The organism is Pseudomonas sp. BJa3 (assembly GCF_026343815.1).
Lineage (GTDB): Bacteria > Pseudomonadota > Gammaproteobacteria > Pseudomonadales > Pseudomonadaceae > Aquipseudomonas > Aquipseudomonas soli.
On record NZ_JAOXMC010000027.1, the window covers coordinates 22,912 to 37,710 of the forward strand.

At 63.7% G+C, this 14,799-nt stretch carries 14 protein-coding genes and 2 pseudogenes; 7 read left to right on the forward strand and 9 right to left on the reverse strand.

Going from position 1 to position 14,799, the window contains the following annotated elements; all coding sequences use genetic code 11:
- Positions 1-431 precede the first annotated feature (431 nt).
- Positions 432-713: pseudogene (locus OH705_RS29415) on the forward strand (RHS repeat-associated core domain-containing protein); the annotation flags it as partial.
- Positions 714-734: 21 nt separating this feature from the next.
- Complete coding sequence (locus OH705_RS29420; RefSeq protein ID WP_416383591.1) at positions 735-1,220, forward strand: hypothetical protein; 486 nt, start codon at positions 735-737, stop codon at positions 1,218-1,220.
- Positions 1,221-1,321: 101 nt separating this feature from the next.
- On the opposite strand, the gene OH705_RS24750 is transcribed toward OH705_RS29420, so the two are convergent.
- Entirely contained in the window at positions 1,322-1,948 is a 627-nt protein-coding gene (locus tag OH705_RS24750) for a glutathione S-transferase family protein (RefSeq protein ID WP_267303176.1), read from the reverse strand.
- Positions 1,949-2,121: 173 nt separating this feature from the next.
- On the opposite strand from OH705_RS24750, the gene OH705_RS29425 reads away from it, so the two are divergent.
- Both OH705_RS29425 and OH705_RS24760 read left to right on the forward strand, forming a co-directional pair.
- On the forward strand, positions 2,122-2,853 hold the full coding sequence (locus tag OH705_RS29425; protein ID WP_416383590.1) for an RHS repeat-associated core domain-containing protein: 732 nt from the start codon (positions 2,122-2,124) through the stop codon (positions 2,851-2,853).
- Between the two features lie 107 nt (positions 2,854-2,960).
- Positions 2,961-3,278 (forward strand): DUF2388 domain-containing protein, encoded by a 318-nt coding sequence (locus OH705_RS24760; protein ID WP_038706253.1) that lies wholly within the window; start codon positions 2,961-2,963, stop codon positions 3,276-3,278.
- Between the two features lie 41 nt (positions 3,279-3,319).
- On the opposite strand, the gene OH705_RS24765 is transcribed toward OH705_RS24760, so the two are convergent.
- The 7 genes and pseudogenes from OH705_RS24765 to OH705_RS24795 form a co-directional block, all read right to left on the reverse strand.
- Positions 3,320-4,255, reverse strand: a complete 936-nt coding sequence (locus OH705_RS24765; RefSeq protein WP_267303177.1) for a 5'-nucleotidase — start codon at positions 4,253-4,255, stop codon at positions 3,320-3,322.
- 41 nt (positions 4,256-4,296) lie between these two features.
- A complete protein-coding gene (locus OH705_RS24770; RefSeq protein WP_267303178.1) occupies positions 4,297-4,995 on the reverse strand; it encodes an MOSC domain-containing protein in 699 nt (232 codons plus the stop codon).
- Between the two features lie 135 nt (positions 4,996-5,130).
- Positions 5,131-5,400 (reverse strand): hypothetical protein, encoded by a 270-nt coding sequence (locus OH705_RS24775; RefSeq protein WP_267303179.1) that lies wholly within the window; start codon positions 5,398-5,400, stop codon positions 5,131-5,133.
- Between the two features lie 101 nt (positions 5,401-5,501).
- Positions 5,502-5,801, reverse strand: a pseudogene (locus tag OH705_RS24780) (LysR substrate-binding domain-containing protein); the annotation flags it as partial.
- A gap of 175 nt (positions 5,802-5,976) precedes the next feature.
- Entirely contained in the window at positions 5,977-7,368 is a 1,392-nt protein-coding gene (locus OH705_RS24785; RefSeq protein WP_267303180.1) for an aspartate aminotransferase family protein, read from the reverse strand.
- A 22-nt stretch (positions 7,369-7,390) separates the two neighbouring features.
- Positions 7,391-8,881 carry an aldehyde dehydrogenase gene (locus tag OH705_RS24790; protein WP_267303181.1) on the reverse strand — a complete coding sequence of 497 codons (1,491 nt, stop codon included), beginning with the start codon at positions 8,879-8,881 and terminating at the stop codon, positions 7,391-7,393.
- 67 nt (positions 8,882-8,948) lie between these two features.
- Positions 8,949-9,797 (reverse strand): helix-turn-helix transcriptional regulator, encoded by an 849-nt coding sequence (locus OH705_RS24795; protein WP_267303182.1) that lies wholly within the window; start codon positions 9,795-9,797, stop codon positions 8,949-8,951.
- 318 nt (positions 9,798-10,115) lie between these two features.
- Between OH705_RS24795 and OH705_RS24800 the strand changes: the two genes are divergently transcribed.
- The 3 genes from OH705_RS24800 to OH705_RS24810 all read left to right on the forward strand — a co-directional run bounded on the left by OH705_RS24800 (position 10,116) and on the right by OH705_RS24810 (position 13,068).
- Positions 10,116-11,186 carry an enoyl-CoA hydratase/isomerase family protein gene (locus OH705_RS24800; RefSeq protein ID WP_267303183.1) on the forward strand — a complete coding sequence of 357 codons (1,071 nt, stop codon included), beginning with the start codon at positions 10,116-10,118 and terminating at the stop codon, positions 11,184-11,186.
- Positions 11,187-11,202: 16 nt separating this feature from the next.
- The gene (locus tag OH705_RS24805) at positions 11,203-12,354 is read left to right on the forward strand and encodes an acyl-CoA dehydrogenase family protein (RefSeq protein ID WP_038706259.1); all 1,152 of its coding nucleotides are present in this window, start codon (positions 11,203-11,205) and stop codon (positions 12,352-12,354) included.
- 156 nt (positions 12,355-12,510) lie between these two features.
- A complete protein-coding gene (locus OH705_RS24810) occupies positions 12,511-13,068 on the forward strand; it encodes a TetR/AcrR family transcriptional regulator (protein WP_267303184.1) in 558 nt (185 codons plus the stop codon).
- Between the two features lie 12 nt (positions 13,069-13,080).
- Here the strand turns inward: OH705_RS24810 and OH705_RS24815 are convergent, their stop codons facing one another.
- A complete protein-coding gene (locus OH705_RS24815) occupies positions 13,081-14,763 on the reverse strand; it encodes an AMP-binding protein (RefSeq protein WP_267303185.1) in 1,683 nt (560 codons plus the stop codon).
- Positions 14,764-14,799: the final 36 nt, after the last annotated feature.

Here is a 14,799-nt window from a genome sequence, read left to right on the forward strand (position 1 = left end):
GTGAGCGGCGCTGACCGGGGGGCTTTACATGATAATTTACAGGACATTTCAGCTGACGGACTTCGACAGGCCGACTGAAGAGAGGTGCAAGCTACTCAGGTCTTGCCGACGGTAAAGCCAATACAGCCCCTGCTGACTTCGCTCTTTTACACCATCAGTGACAATCCACACCTAGGTTCTTTACGAAAAGTCTTGAGATGCAGGTCAGGCAAGGCGAAAACAGCCGAGGAACGGCCGAGGTCGCGCCCGACTGTACTGGAGTACATGAGCATTCCGAGGTTGTTTTCAACGCAGCATGAACAAGTATCAAAGCTTTTCGTACAGAGCCTAATCAATGTAGCACACCCAACGGACCTGTCAATTTTGTCAGTTGCGGGAGCACCGTAGAACCCACAGACTCTGCCAACGGCCAACCGGGCGTAGGAGCCAATATGCCAAGTCCAGCCAGCAGACCTGTCACAAGTCTACTGATAACAGAACACAAAGGGTCAGTACTATCCTGCCCGTTCGCTCAGGAAAAATCCGAGTTCCAGTACAACACCTTCGGCTACCGTTCACCGACCAATGGACAGCCCCCGTTGCTGGGGTTCAATGGCGAGATCCAGGAAAAGCCAACTGGAACTTACCTGCTGGGGAACGGTTATCGGACCTACAGTCCAGTGCTAATGAGATTTACTGCCCCAGACAACTTGAGCCCATTCGACAGAGGTGGTTTGAATACCTACGCGTATTGTATGAATGACCCTGTCAACCGCGTAGACCCTACGGGTCATGTGTTTGTAAAAGCGCTTCTAGACCTTTCATATCGCCCCAGGGACAGAAGGCAATCCTATGCAGGCACTTCTTCTGAACTGAAAAAAGGCACTGCTTCGTCTATGTTAAAACGAACATCTTCTCTGCCTGACCTCACGTCACCGGTGACCCATAGCACAACAGTATCACCCTCCCGATCGCCAGAGGCCAGCAGTGCCGAGTATATACAGCCACTTGTAGGCTCCCAGTCGGCTCCAGAGTCCCACCCGATTCAGCAGGTAAACCCTATTACAGTCAGTGGCTTCATGAATATTACCAAAATCAACCTTGATCGCGCTTTTCGAGTATTTAATAATCCCGATGCCACTCCAACCGAGATTATTCGCGCTGCGAGCGATCTGGAAGAGGCCGCAAAAAAAATCTATACGCGCGTTCATTATTCGCAACAACACAATATTTACCAATAAAAACTATCAGAAACTTAGGTAATGCGGCCAGACGCGAGGAGCCTTTTATCTCGGCGGATTCTATCGAAGAACGAGCCCGCCTTAGCAACTTGGGCTTTGGCTTAACTCGCGGCTCTGGGCATTAGATCATAGGGGTGTTTCCAACATGGAACTTCCTGGATTCGCTGTTTCCAGGCCTCGATATGACGGAACTCGCCAACCGCCAGGCCAGTGTCCTCAGGCATAAACACATAGCCCGCCAGCGAAAGGTCGGCAATGGTCAGCCGCCCGCCCACCATGAACGGTGTGTTCGCCAGGTGCGCGTCGACGATCTGGTAGGCCGCCCTGGCCCGCTCGCGCAGGAAGCGGGTGACATCCGACTCGCCCATCTGCTTCAGGCAGTAGATGAAGCGCAACGTCGCGTAATGGCTGCTGAACTTGTGGTTGTCGAACAACATCCAGCGCCAGATCTCGCGCTTCTCGTGATCGTCCTGCGGGCCGAACTGGCCGCTGCGCTCGGCCAGGTAGTCGAGGATCAGAGCCGATTGGGTAAGCTTCTCGCCGGCATGTTCCAGCACCGGCACCTCCCCTTGCTCGTTGACCGCGTCACGCCAGTCCTGCCCACGGGTCTGGCCATGGAAGAAGTCGACGAACACCGGCGCCCAGTCCTGGCCGGTGAGTTCCAGCATCAGCGCGACCTTGTAGGCGTTTCCCGACTCGGCAAAGCAGTGCAGCGTATATTCGGGCATGGCATCCGGTTCCTTTGATTGGCGGACAGCAGGACAGCGAGCAGATCATGAGCAAGGGTTATGGGTCAATGTCACCATGGCTGGCAATTGCTGGCGCGTACCTGACAAATCTGTCAGTTGTCGAGCGCCACTGACAACGCCAAAGTAAAAGGGTCCCCTAGCCAGGAAATACCATGGCCCAGCACAAAACAGGTAAGCAGTGGATCGCGATACTGGCCACTGACGCCCAAGGCTCGACCCTGTGGTATCCGTGCAGCCAGCACCCCGAGACCATCAGCTACAGCGTATTCGGCCACGACCCGGCCTCGGATCGCAGGTCATCGCTACTGCGCTTCACGGCACAGGTGCGAGAGCTTACCGGGTGTTACCTGCTCGGCAACGGATACCGTGCCTACAGCCCTGTGCTGATGCGGTTTCTCTCGACCGATGACTTGAGTCCGTTTGGTGAGGGTGACGCCAATGCCTATGCCTACTGCCAGAATGATCCAGTCAACAGTGTCGATCCTTCCGGGCACACCAGGAGTCGATCATCTTCAACGAGTTCCAGAGACTCGACACCGCCGAGCTCCCCTCCGCCAATCCGGCGGGAAACGGTACAGCCTTATCATGTGAACGCCAGCTTAGAAGCGAGTAAAAGCGATTTCGCCAGCAAAAAAAATGAACCGCAGCCGTTTTACAGTTCACCAGTACCCGGCAACCCCACTCAAAAATCAAGCACCCCGCTGGTTCAACAAAGCTACGTTGAACAAGTCGCAAGCACACCGAACAACCTTAACTACAGTCCCCGCAACAACATGAATCCACGGGCTGACTTGACCTCATTCGGTTTTCAGCAGCAACCAAGGCCTCCAACGATGCCTCAGCCTTCAACCTCGACGAAGACTGTCAGAACCAAGCATGACTAGCCCCTGATGCATTACGTTCGCAAACATCGCGGAACTCCCTGATACCTCAAGTGCTCTTAACTGCATGCAGTAACACCCTTGGGCATCACCTTTCCGGAGGACTCGCCATGCGCCACTTACTGCTCGTTCCCTCGCTGCTGCTCCTGCTCCCTGCCGGTGCCGCCCTGGCCCGCGTCGATGCCGGGGACGTCGCGACCTCGGCGGGGGTTTCCGCCTCGCTGTACTCGACCTTCAAGGACGACAAACGGATCATCCCGGCCCGCGACGAGCTGTCGGCCTTTGTCGCCAGCGGCGGTGCCATTCGCGGGGCCTATCTGGAAGCGGCGCTGGCCGAGGTGCGCCGGGCCAATCCGGGGCTGCAGGCCAGTGACGAAGAGCTGGCCCAAGCGTTGCTGTCGCAGGATGACAGGTTGGCGGATCACTGACGGACCAGGGCGACCTGGCGCCGCTTGCGCGGCGCCAATGGTCAGCCCGCCCGGTTGGTCACGCCGAACGGGATATGCACCGACGGCACCACCGTGCTGGTACTCTTAAGGTGCCCGGACTGGTCATCGAAGAAGATGTGCGGCTTGAGCACCTGCAATACCCTGCGCTTCTCGATGCCGCCCAGGAAAAACGCGTCGTTGGCCATCACCCCCCAGCTTTTCAGGGTATTGAGCGCACGCTCGTGTGAAGGCGCGTTGCGCGCGGTGACGATCGACACCCGCAGGCGGTTCTCGTAAGTGGGATTGGCCAGCTTGTGCTGTTCCTCGGCCGCCTGAATTCGGGCAATGCGCACGAAGAACTCCTTGAGCGGGCCGGGATTGTGCGGCTGGGTGACATTGATCACTTCATGGGCGTGGAAACTGCCCAGGCCGCCCGACTGCATCACTGCCTCGGACTCATCGCCGGCCAGCACACCGTCGAAGTCGAAGGCTATGCGCAGATTGTCGTCGCTTTCATCGTCGTCGAACTTCGAATCCAGCACCTGCCCCGCGGGGTAGCCGGCCTTGATCGCGGCGTCCACGTGCTGCTTGTCGGCGGACAGGAACAACGCGATGTTCAACGCCGGGATGTACTCATACGGCGAACGGCCTTGGGTGAAGATTGCCCGGGTCATGTTCAGGCCGTAGTGACCGATGGTCTTCATCACCCGCATTCCGGTGTCCGGGTCGTTCTGCGACAGCAACACCACCTCCACCAGCGGGTCCTCTGGATCACCGCGCAGGTCATTAAGTGCCAGCAGGCGCTTGATGAAGGGATAGGCGATGCCCTTGCCCAGCGGCACGTCCAGGTGCTGCTCCTGGTACTTGCGGTATTGCGCCTCGCCGTCGCGACGGAACACGGCGTCCGACTCGCTCAGGTCGAACACGGCGCTGGAAGCGACACCGATGACCAGGCGATCATCCAGTTCGAAGGCCATGGGGCATTCCTTGTGTGGGTAAATGTTGTGCGCGATGCCGTTCAGCTTTCGCTGCGACCGTGCAGGCGCGAAGTCCAGTCCTCGACCTGGCGTTGCTCCAGGCGTTTTTCCAGGGTGCGACGCCAGTTCGGCACCAGCGGCAGTTCCAGGCATTCACGCAACAGGCCGGGCTCCAGCTGCTTGTCGAACAGCACCGCCGAAAGCCGCGCCACCGACCACTGGCCATAGGGCCGCTCGACCAGTTGCAGGGCATCGCCCGCCTGTACCTCGCCCTCCTCCAGCACCCGGTAGTACCAGCCGGTACGCCCGCTCTGCTGCACCCGCAGCGCCATCTGCGCCACGTCGAAACGGTCGTTGAGCTTCCAGCACGGCATGCGCCCCTGGGAGACTTCCAGCAACGCCGTGCCAACGCGGATACGGTCGCCCAGACACACATCGGTCTCGCGCCAGCCGCTGCTGCTGAAGTTCTCGCCGAAGGCGCCGGGCCGGGTCAGCAAGGGGTGTTCGCCGAGTTCAGCGACCCAGTCAGTGTAGTGATCGCGGGGATAATGGTGGATGGCCTTCTCAACGCCGCCGTGCACGCGCAGATCGCCCTGTTCGTCGCCGACGATACCGAGCAAGGTCACCTGCAAGGGGCCCTGGCGGGGTTGCTTGTCGATGGCGCTGAGGGAACCTGGGCGGGTGAATGGCCGGGCGCTGCCGGTGAGCAGGCTGTCCAGGCGCGGACTGGGCGAGGTCATGCGGCGGGTCTCGTGAGAAGGACCGGGAGAGCTTACACCAGAGCCCATGAGAGGCCCAACCGGCCGATTGCCGGGGCTGGCCTCCAAGCCCGCTCCTGCTGGAGCGGACTTGTCCCCGAGAGGTCTCGACAGCGCCTACTTGCCCCGCGCCTTGTTGTAGATCGTCTTGGCACGGTCGGCCGAGGCCTGGCATGTGGTCATGTCGCCTTTGGCCTGGGCGGCCTTGGCCTGCTCGAGCAGCTTGTGGTAATCGGCGGCCATGCCGCCATGCAAGGCCTGGCCATCGCTCTTGCTGATGTATTCCAGGTCCTTGATCTTGGCCTCGCAGTTGGTCGCCGGGCCATCCTCGGCGTGGGCGGCGAAGCTCAGTACGCAAGTGATCACTAGCAGTGTCATGGATTTCATGGAGTGTTCTCCTGGGAAACAACCTGACTGCCGGAACATCCGCCGGCCAGTTGGCCGACGCAGCACAGAGCATAGTCCGCCAAGGTCGCCGCCACAGGGCTTCAGCCCAACGGTAGACCCACCTCGGCCACCAGGAAGTCGATGAACACGCGGACGTTAAGCGGCATGTGCCGGGCCTGGGGATACACCAGCATGAACGGCCGCGACGTACCGCCATATCCGGCCAGCACCTCCACCAGCTCGCCGCTGTCCAGGGCGTCCTGCACGGTGAACCGGTAGGCCTGCATCAGGCCGCCGCCGTGACGCACCAGGGTGGTGGTGGCGAGAAAGTCGCCCAGGCAGGTAAAGGCGCCCTGGGCTTCCAGCTCGCCCGTCGCTGGCGCGACGGTGACGGTGCTGCGCCAGCGCGAACGTCGCTGAAACCATCACGGGCGAAAGGGTAATGTCTGTCAGTTCGCGTCACTGGGGCTGCTACGCAACCCATCGCCGGCAAGCCGGCTCCCACAGGTACAGCGCAGAGCTCACGAATTGCGCGATCCCTGTGGGAGCCGGCTTGCCGGCGATGGGCCCCGGGTTTCAGCCGCGGCCCACCGATCGCGCCACACGGTCCACCGCGATACGCGTCTTTTCCACCAGTTCGTCCAGCTCGCCACGGCTGGCCACCAGGGCCGGCGCCAGGATCATCCGCCCCAGGGTCGAGCGGATGATCACGCCTTCCTCGAAACCAAAGGTGCGGCACTGCCAGGCCAGGTCGTTCTCGTTGGCGAAGCGCTTGCGCGTGGCCTTGTCCTCGGCGAACTGTAAGGCTGCCACCAGGCCGGTGCCCTGTACTTCACCAATCAACGGGTGATCGGCGAACACCTCGCGCAGGATGCGCTGCAGGTACGGGCCGGTGTCGTCCTTGACCCGGCGCACGATACCCTCGTCGCGCAGGGCCTTGAGGTTGGCGATGGCCACCGCCGCCGCCACCGGGTGGCCGGAATAGGTCAGGCCGTGGGCGAACACCCCGCCCCGCTCCACCAAAGCCTCGGCGATACGCTTGCTCAGCACCAAACCGCCCATGGGCACGTAGCCGCTGGTCAGGCCCTTGGCGATGGACAGGGTATCCGGCTCGAAGCCGAAGTGCTGGTGGGCGAACCATTCGCCGGTGCGGCCGAACCCACCGATAACCTCGTCGGCGCACAGCAGCACGTCGTACTGGCGGCAGATGCGCTGGATCTCCGGCCAGTAGCTCTCGGGCGGGAAAATCATGCCGCCGGCGCCCTGGAACGGCTCGGCGATGAAACCTGCGACATTCTCGGCGCCCAGTTCGAGGATCTTCTCTTCCAGTTGCAAGGCGCAACGGCGGCCGAATTCCGCCGGGGTCAGCTCGCCACCGGCGGCGAACCAGTACGGTTCGTCGATATGCGCCACATCCGGGATCAACCCGCCCATCTCGTGCATGAACTTCATGCCGCCCAGCGCCGTGGCCGCCAGGGTCGAGCCGTGGTAACCGTTCCAGCGGCCGATCATGATCTTCTTGCGCGGCTGGCCGACCACCTGCCAGTAACGGCGCACGGTGCGGATCAGCACCTCGTTGGCCTCGGAGCCGGAGTTGGTATAGATGGCGTGGCTGTAATGGCCGGGCAGCAGGCTGAACAGCAGCTCGGACAACTCGATCACCGCCGGGTGGGTGGTGTGGAAGAACATGTTGTAGTACGGCAGCTGGTCCATCTGTGCGGCGGCGGCGGCGGTCAGGTCCTTACGGCCATAGCCGAGCTGGGTGCACCACAGGCCGGACATGCCGTCCAGGTAGCGGCGGCCGTCGTTGTCCCACAGGTACAGACCCTCGCCGCGAGTGATGACCCTTGGTCCCTCGGCGTTGAGCGCCTTCTGGTCGAGGAAGGCGTGGATGTGGTGGGCGGCGTCGCCAGCCTGGTAGTCGCGGGTATCGCGTTTGCCGGTCGTCGGGGTGATGGGTGCGTTCATTGTTGTTCTCCTCGGGTGAATGTCAGCGCAGCTGGATCCAGGTGGTCTTGAGCTGGGTGTACTTGTCGAACGAATGCAGCGAGAGGTCGCGGCCGAAACCGGACTGGCGCCCGCCGCCGAAGGGCACGGTCACGTCCAGGGCGTCGACGGTGTTGACCGACACCGTGCCGGCCCTGAGCCGCTTGGCCACGCGGTGGGTGCGGTTGAGATCGTCGCTCCACACCGACGCGGCCAGGCCATAGACGCTGTCGTTGGCCAGGGCGATGGCCTGCTCCTCGTCGTCGAAGGCGCTGACCGCCAGCACCGGGCCGAAGATTTCGTCGCGGGCCAGGGCCATGTCCTGGCGTACGTCGGTGAAGATCGTCGGCGTGATGAAGTTGCGCGAGCCGTTCACGCTCAGGCGCTCGCCGCCGCAGCGCAGACGCGCGCCCTGCTCCCGGGCCTGGCCGATGGCGGCCTCGACTCGCGCGGTCTGCGTGGCATCGACGATGGCGCCGGCACGGCTGGCCGGGTCCAGCGGGTCGCCCGGTAGCCATTCGCGGGCCTGGCGCAGCAGACGCTCGACGAATTCGTCGTGGATCGAGCGCTGCACATACAGCCGCGAATTGGCCGAGCACACCTCGCCCTGGTTGAAGAAGATGCCGAACGCGGCCTTCTGCGCCGCCAGGTCGAGGTCGCGGCAGTCGTCGAACACCAGGTTCGGGCTCTTTCCGCCGCATTCGAGCCACACCTGCTTGAGGTTCGACTGCGCCGAATACTGCATGAAGTACTTGCCCACCTGGGTGGAGCCGGTGAACACCAGGCAGTCCACGTCCGGGTGCAGGCCCAAAGCCCGGCCAGCGGTTTCGCCCAGGCCCGGTACCACGTTGAACACCCCCTCCGGCAACCCGGCCTCCAGGGCCAGCTCGGCCAGGCGCAGGGCCGAGAACGGCGACTGCTCGGCAGGCTTGAGCACCACGCTGTTGCCTGCGGCGAGCGCCGGGGCGACCTTCCAGGCGGCCATGTCCAGCGGGAAGTTCCACGGCACCACCGCACCGACCACGCCCAACGCCTCGCGGCTGATCATCGCCACCGCGCTGGCGGCGGTCGGCGCGACCTGGTCATAGAGCTTGTCCAGCGCCTCGCCATACCAGGCGAACACCTGGGCCGCGCCGGGCACATCGATGCTGTAGGCATCCATCACCGGCTTGCCCATGTTCAGCGAGTCGAGCAGCGCCAGTTCCTCGCGGTGGGCCAGCATCAACTCGGCCAGGCGCAGCAGCACGCGCTTGCGCTCGGCCGGCGCCATGCGCGCCCAGGGTCCATGCTCGAAGGCACGGCGGGCGGCGCGCACCGCCTGGTCGATCTCGCTGTCGGCGCAGGCGGCGACCTGGGCCAGGCACTGCTCGGTCGCCGGGTTGATGGCGGCGAAGGTGGCGCCGTCGCGGGCCACCACCGGGCGTCCGTCGATCAACGCGGTGGTGATGAAGCTTTGCCGCGCGGCGCGCTGCAGCCAATCGCTTTTCGTATGCACGCAGGTCTCCCCTCCGGCCACACGCGGGCCGGTGATTGTCGTTGTCTGGATGAGGTGAAGCGGTGGGTCAGCGCCGTCGCAGGTAGCTTTCCAGCGGGTCCTTGCTCAAGCCTTCCTGGGCCTGGGCCAGCGAGGCGATGAACAGCGAGAACAGTTCGGCCTGGGTGGCGATATCGAGCTTGGCGTAGAGGTTCTTGCGGTGGGTCTTGACCGTGTCTTCGCTGATGCCCAGGCGCTCGGCCAGCGAACGCGTGGAATGGCCGCGCAGCAGGTACTGGGCAATATGGCACTCACGCTCGGTGAGCAAGGACGAGCCGAAGTTGTTCAGCGCGGCGTTGATCTGCCGCCCCAGCGCGCTTTCGAAGCGCCCGCCCAGGGCCTCGGCATCCAGCTGCCCCCAGTGGCGGCGCACCACCGCCACCACCCAGGCGGCGACGCACTTGAGCTCGGCCACCTGGCGACTGCCCAGGCGTCGGGTACTGCCCAGGGCCACTGCGATGGTCAGTTGGGCGTCCAGCGGCACCAGGTAGTTGAGTTCGTCCTCCAGGTGCGCGTGCTGGTAGAACGAGGTGTAGTACTCGCTGCGCTTGAAGTGGTCGGGGGCGACATCGCTCAGGCGATAGCAACCGGCGGGCACTCCGTCCATGCAGGCGCGGTAGAACGGGCACAACAGGTAGTAGCCTTCGAGGTACTTCTGCACGTTGCCCTCGGGCAGCCAGGGCCCCTCGTCGTCCTTGGCGAACAGCGCCGACGGCAGGCCCTTGCGCGGATACAGGAACACGGTGATGACCTGGCACGCTGCCAGCTGGTTGAGCGCGGCGAACAGTGCCTCGACGAAGCCTGGGGTGCCGATGGCGTCGACCACACGGGCCATCTGCGCATACCAGTCGGGCGAATTCAGCTGGGCATTGCTCATTATTGTCTTCCCCGCCAGGGTGAGTGCTGGCCGGGATTGTTTCATGGGGGGACGGGGGCGGCTATCACCCTTCGGGGTGAGAGGCGACCGTCGTTCAACCTGTAGCGACGCCATCGCGTGGCAAGCTCCGCTCCTACAGGTAACCGGTAGTTGCTACAGTGGCTGCCTCGACCAAGAGCGCGCGTGACGACAAAAATGCACGGCAGCCCTGCAGATTTGCCAATTGTGCAAGGTAAATTTGCATGACAGGATCGACCGATCCGCTCGCGCACTCCAGGACTTCACTTGGAAAATCAATAACAAAGCAGGGAGACCGCGATGACCGCGCACGCTCAATCCTCGGCAACGGATCAGGTACTGGCCGAGGTCCGCAACCACATTGGCCACCTCACCCTCAACCGTCCCGCCGGCCTCAATGCCCTGACCCTGGACATGGTGCGCAGCCTGCAGCATCACCTCGACCAATGGGCGCAGGATCCGCAGGTGCAGGCCGTGATGCTGCGTGGCGAGGGCCCCAAGGGTTTCTGCGCCGGCGGCGACATCCGCTCGCTGCACGACAGCTTCAAGGCCGGCGAAAAGCTGCACGAGGATTTCTTCGTCGAGGAGTATGCCCTGGACCTGTGCCTGCACCGCTACCGCAAGCCGGTGCTGGTATTGATGGACGGCTTCACCCTCGGCGGCGGCATGGGCCTGGCCCAGGGCTGCGACCTGCGCATCGTCACCGAGCGCAGCCGCCTGGGAATGCCGGAGGTGGGTATCGGCTACTTCCCGGACGTCGGCGGCAGCTACTTCCTGTCCCGCGTGCCCGGCGAGCTGGGCATCTACCTGGGTGTCAGCGGCACGCAAATCAAGGCCGCCGACGCCCTGTACTGCGGCCTCGCCGACTGGTACCTGGACAGCGCCAGGCTGGCCGCGCTGGATGACGGCCTGGACCGCCTGGTGTTCGGCGAGCACCCGCTCAAGGACCTGCAGGGCCTGCTGGCCAAGCTCGGCACCCAGGTGCTCGAAGACGCCCCGCTGGCGCGCCTGCGCCCGGTGATCGACCACTTCTTCGCCCTGCCCGACCTGCCCAGCATCATCGAACAGCTGCGCGCCGTGACCATCGGCGACAGTCACCCATGGGCGCTGGAGACTGCCGCCCTGCTGGAAACCCGCTCGCCGCTGGCCATGGCCGTGACCCTGGAGCTGCTGCGCCGTGGTCGCCACCTGAATCTGGAAGACTGTTTCGCCATGGAACTGCACATCGACCGCCAGTGGTTCGAGTACGGCGACATCATCGAGGGCGTGCGCGCCCTGATCATCGACAAGGACAAGCAGCCGCGCTGGAACCCGCCGACCCTGGGCGAACTCACCGCGCAGCGCGTCGACCAATTCTTCGAAGGCCTGTGAGCCCGGGAGTACACAGATGCAAGACCTGGAACTGAGCGAAGAACAGATCATGATCCGCGACATGGCGCGCGACTTCGCCCGCGGCGAGATCGCCCCCCATGCCCAGGCCTGGGAGAAAGCCGCCTGGATCGATGACGACGTGGTACGCAAGATGGGCGAGCTGGGCCTGCTCGGCATGGTGGTGCCGGAGGACTTCGGCGGCAGCTACACCGACTACGTCGCCTATGCCCTGGCGGTCGAGGAGATCGCCGCCGGCGACGGCGCCATCGGGGCGCTGATGAGCATTCACAACTCGGTGGGCTGTGGCCCGTTGCTGGCCTACGGCACGCCTGAACAACAGCAGGCCTGGCTGCCGCCACTGGCCAGCGGCGAGGTGATCGGCTGCTTCTGCCTGACCGAGCCCCAGGCCGGCTCCGAGGCCCACAACCTGCGCACCCGCGCCGAACTGGTCGATGGCCAGTGGGTGATCAATGGCGCCAAGCAGTTCGTCAGCAATGCCCGCCGCGCCAAGCTGGCCATCGTCTTCGCCGTGACCGACCCGGAGCTGGGCAAGAAAGGCCTCTCGGCGTTCCTGGTGCCCACCGACAACCCTGGGTTCAAGGTCGACCGCAGCGAACACAAGATGGGCATCCGCGCCTCCGACACCTGCGCGGTGACCCTGGACAACTGCCGCATCCCGGCCGCCAACCTGCTCGGCGAACGCGGCAAGGGCCTGGCCATCGCCCTGTCCAACCTCGAAGGCGGGCGCATCGGCATCGCCGCCCAGGCCCTGGGTATCGCCCGCGCAGCCTTCGAGGCGGCACTGACCTACTCCCGCGAGCGCATCCAGTTCGGCAAGCCGATCAACGAGCACCAGAGCATCGCCAACCTGCTGGCCGACATGCAGGTGCAGATCAACGCCAGCCGCCTGCTGATCCTGCACGCCGCGCGTCTGCGCAGCGCGGGCAAGCCTTGCCTGTCGGAGGCCTCCCAGGCCAAGCTGTTCGCCTCCGAGATGGCCGAGCGGGTCTGCTCGATGGCGATCCAGGTGCATGGCGGCTACGGCTACCTCGAAGACTACCCGGTGGAGAAGTACTATCGGGATGCGCGGATCACCCAGATATATGAGGGATCCAGCGAGATCCAGCGTATGCTGATCGCCCGTGAACTGAAGCATTATCCGATCTGACGTACCCATCGTCGGTCAAGCCCGCTCCCACGGTGGAGCAGGCTTGACCGACGATGAATGATTCAATCCATGAGATTTATTCGTCTCATATGATACAGTGATGGATCTTTCGTCTCTTTTCGCCTGCCCGACAGCCGAACCCCGACTGAGGTCCCTATGCGCAGATCCCTCCAAGAAGAACGCCTGCTCAAGGCGCTGGCCCATGCCATTGTCGTCCATCCCCGCGCCACCTTGAAAGAGCTGGCGGAAACCGCCGGGGTCAGCAAGGCCACCCTGCACCGCTTCTGCGGCACCCGCGAAAATCTGGTGAACCTGCTCGAGGACCACGGCGAGCACGTACTCAACCAGGTCATCCAGGAAGCGGACCTGGAGCGCACCGAACCCTTGGTCGGCATTCGCCACCTGATCGCCGAACACCTCAAGCACCGCGAAATGCTGGTGTTCCTGATGTTCCAGTACCGCCCCGACACCCTGCTCAACAACGCCGAAGACCTACGCTGGCAGGCTTACACCCAGGCCATGGACGCGTTCTTCCTGCGTGCCCAGCAACTGGGCGTGCTGCGCATCGACATCAGCGCGGCGGTGTTCACCGAAATGTTCATGACCATGATCTACGGCATGGTCGATGCCGAGCGCCGTGGCCGCGCCGCCAGCGCCAACACCGCGCAGACCGTCGAGCAGTTGTTCCTCAACGGCGCGCGGGCCCAAACCTGAAGTCAGGGGCGGCTACCGCCCCTGGCCGCCCGCCAGCGCCTCGATGCTGATCTCGCGCATCCTGAACTTCTGCACCTTGCCGGTCACCGTCATGGGGAATTCATCGACGAAGCGGAAATGGCGTGGCACCTTGAAATGCGCGATGCGCGCCCGCGCCCATTCACGCAGTTCTTCCTCGCCCAGGGCCTGCCCCGGGTGCAGGCGAATCCAGGCGACGATCTCCTCGCCATAGCGGCTGCAGGGGATGCCGATCACCTGCACGTCGGCCACCGCCGGGTGGGTGAAGAAGAACTCCTCCAGCTCCCGCGGATAGATGTTTTCGCCACCGCGGATGATCATGTCCTTGCTGCGCCCGACGATGCACACGTAGCCCTGTTCGTCCATCACCGCCAGGTCGCCGGTGTGCATCCAGCCCTCGGCGTCGATGCTCTCGGCGGTGGCCTTGGGGTTGTCCCAGTAGCCGAGCATCACGCTGTAGCCGCGGGTGCACAGCTCGCCGATCTCGCCGCGTGCCAGGGTAGTGCCTGCGCTGTCGATCACCTTGCTCTGCAGCCACGGCTGGGTGCGGCCGACGCTGGTCACCCGACGTTCCAGGTCGTCGGCGGCGCCGGTCTGCAACGACACCGGGCTGGTCTCGGTCATGCCGTAGGCGATCTGCACCTCGCCCATGTGCATTTCGTCGATCACCCGGCGCATCACCTCGATCGGGCAGGTGGCGCCAGCCATGATCCCGGTGCGCAGGCTGGACAGGTCGAATTCATGGCGACGCGGGTGGTCGAGTTCGGCGATGAACATGGTCGGCACGCCGTACAGGGCAGTGGCGCGTTCTTCGGCCACGGCCTGCAGGGTGAGCAGCGGATCGAAGGCGTCATTGGGGTAGATCAGGGTGCTGCCGTGGGTCATGCAGCCGAGGTTGGCCATGACCATGCCAAAGCAGTGGTACAGCGGCACCGGTACCACCAGCCGGTCATGCTCGGTCAATCCGAGGCTTTCACCGACCATGTAGCCGTTATTGAGGATGTTGTGGTGGCTGAGGGTCGCGCCCTTGGGAAACCCGGTAGTGCCGGAGGTGTACTGGATGTTGATCGGCGCGTGCTGGTGCAGGCTGGCCTGGCGCGTGGCCAGTTGCCCGGGGGCGGTTTCACCGGCACGGGCCTGCAACGCCGACCAGGCCAGCAAGCCACCAGGTGGCGTGGCCGCCAGGCTGATGACCCCGCGCAACGCGGGCAGGCGCGCGCTTTGCAGCTCGCCCGCTCGGCAGGCGCGAAGTTCGGGCACCAGATCCAGCAGCATGGCGTGGTAGTCAGAGGTCTTGAAGGCGTCGGCGCAGATCACCCACTGGCAGGCCGACTGGCCCAGGGCGTATTCCAGTTCGCTGCTGCGGTAGGCCGGGTTGATGTTGACCAGGATCGCGCCGATCTTGGCGCTGGCGAACTGGGTGATGCACCATTCAGCGCAGTTGGGCGCCCAGATCCCTAAGCGGTCGCCAACCTGCACGCCCAGGGCCATCAGCGCGCGGGCGTGCTGGTTGACCGCATCGGCCAGCTGCCGCCAGGTGTAGCGCAACTGCTGATGGCGGACGATCAGCGCCTCGCGGTCGGGGAAGCGGGCGACGGTGGTGTCGAAGGCGTCGCCGATGCACAAGTTGAGCAAGGGAATCGCGTTGCTGCCTACGGTGTGGCTGGGCTGTGGCATGGGCTGTCTCGTGTCTTTGTTTTGCCTGACGTGGCC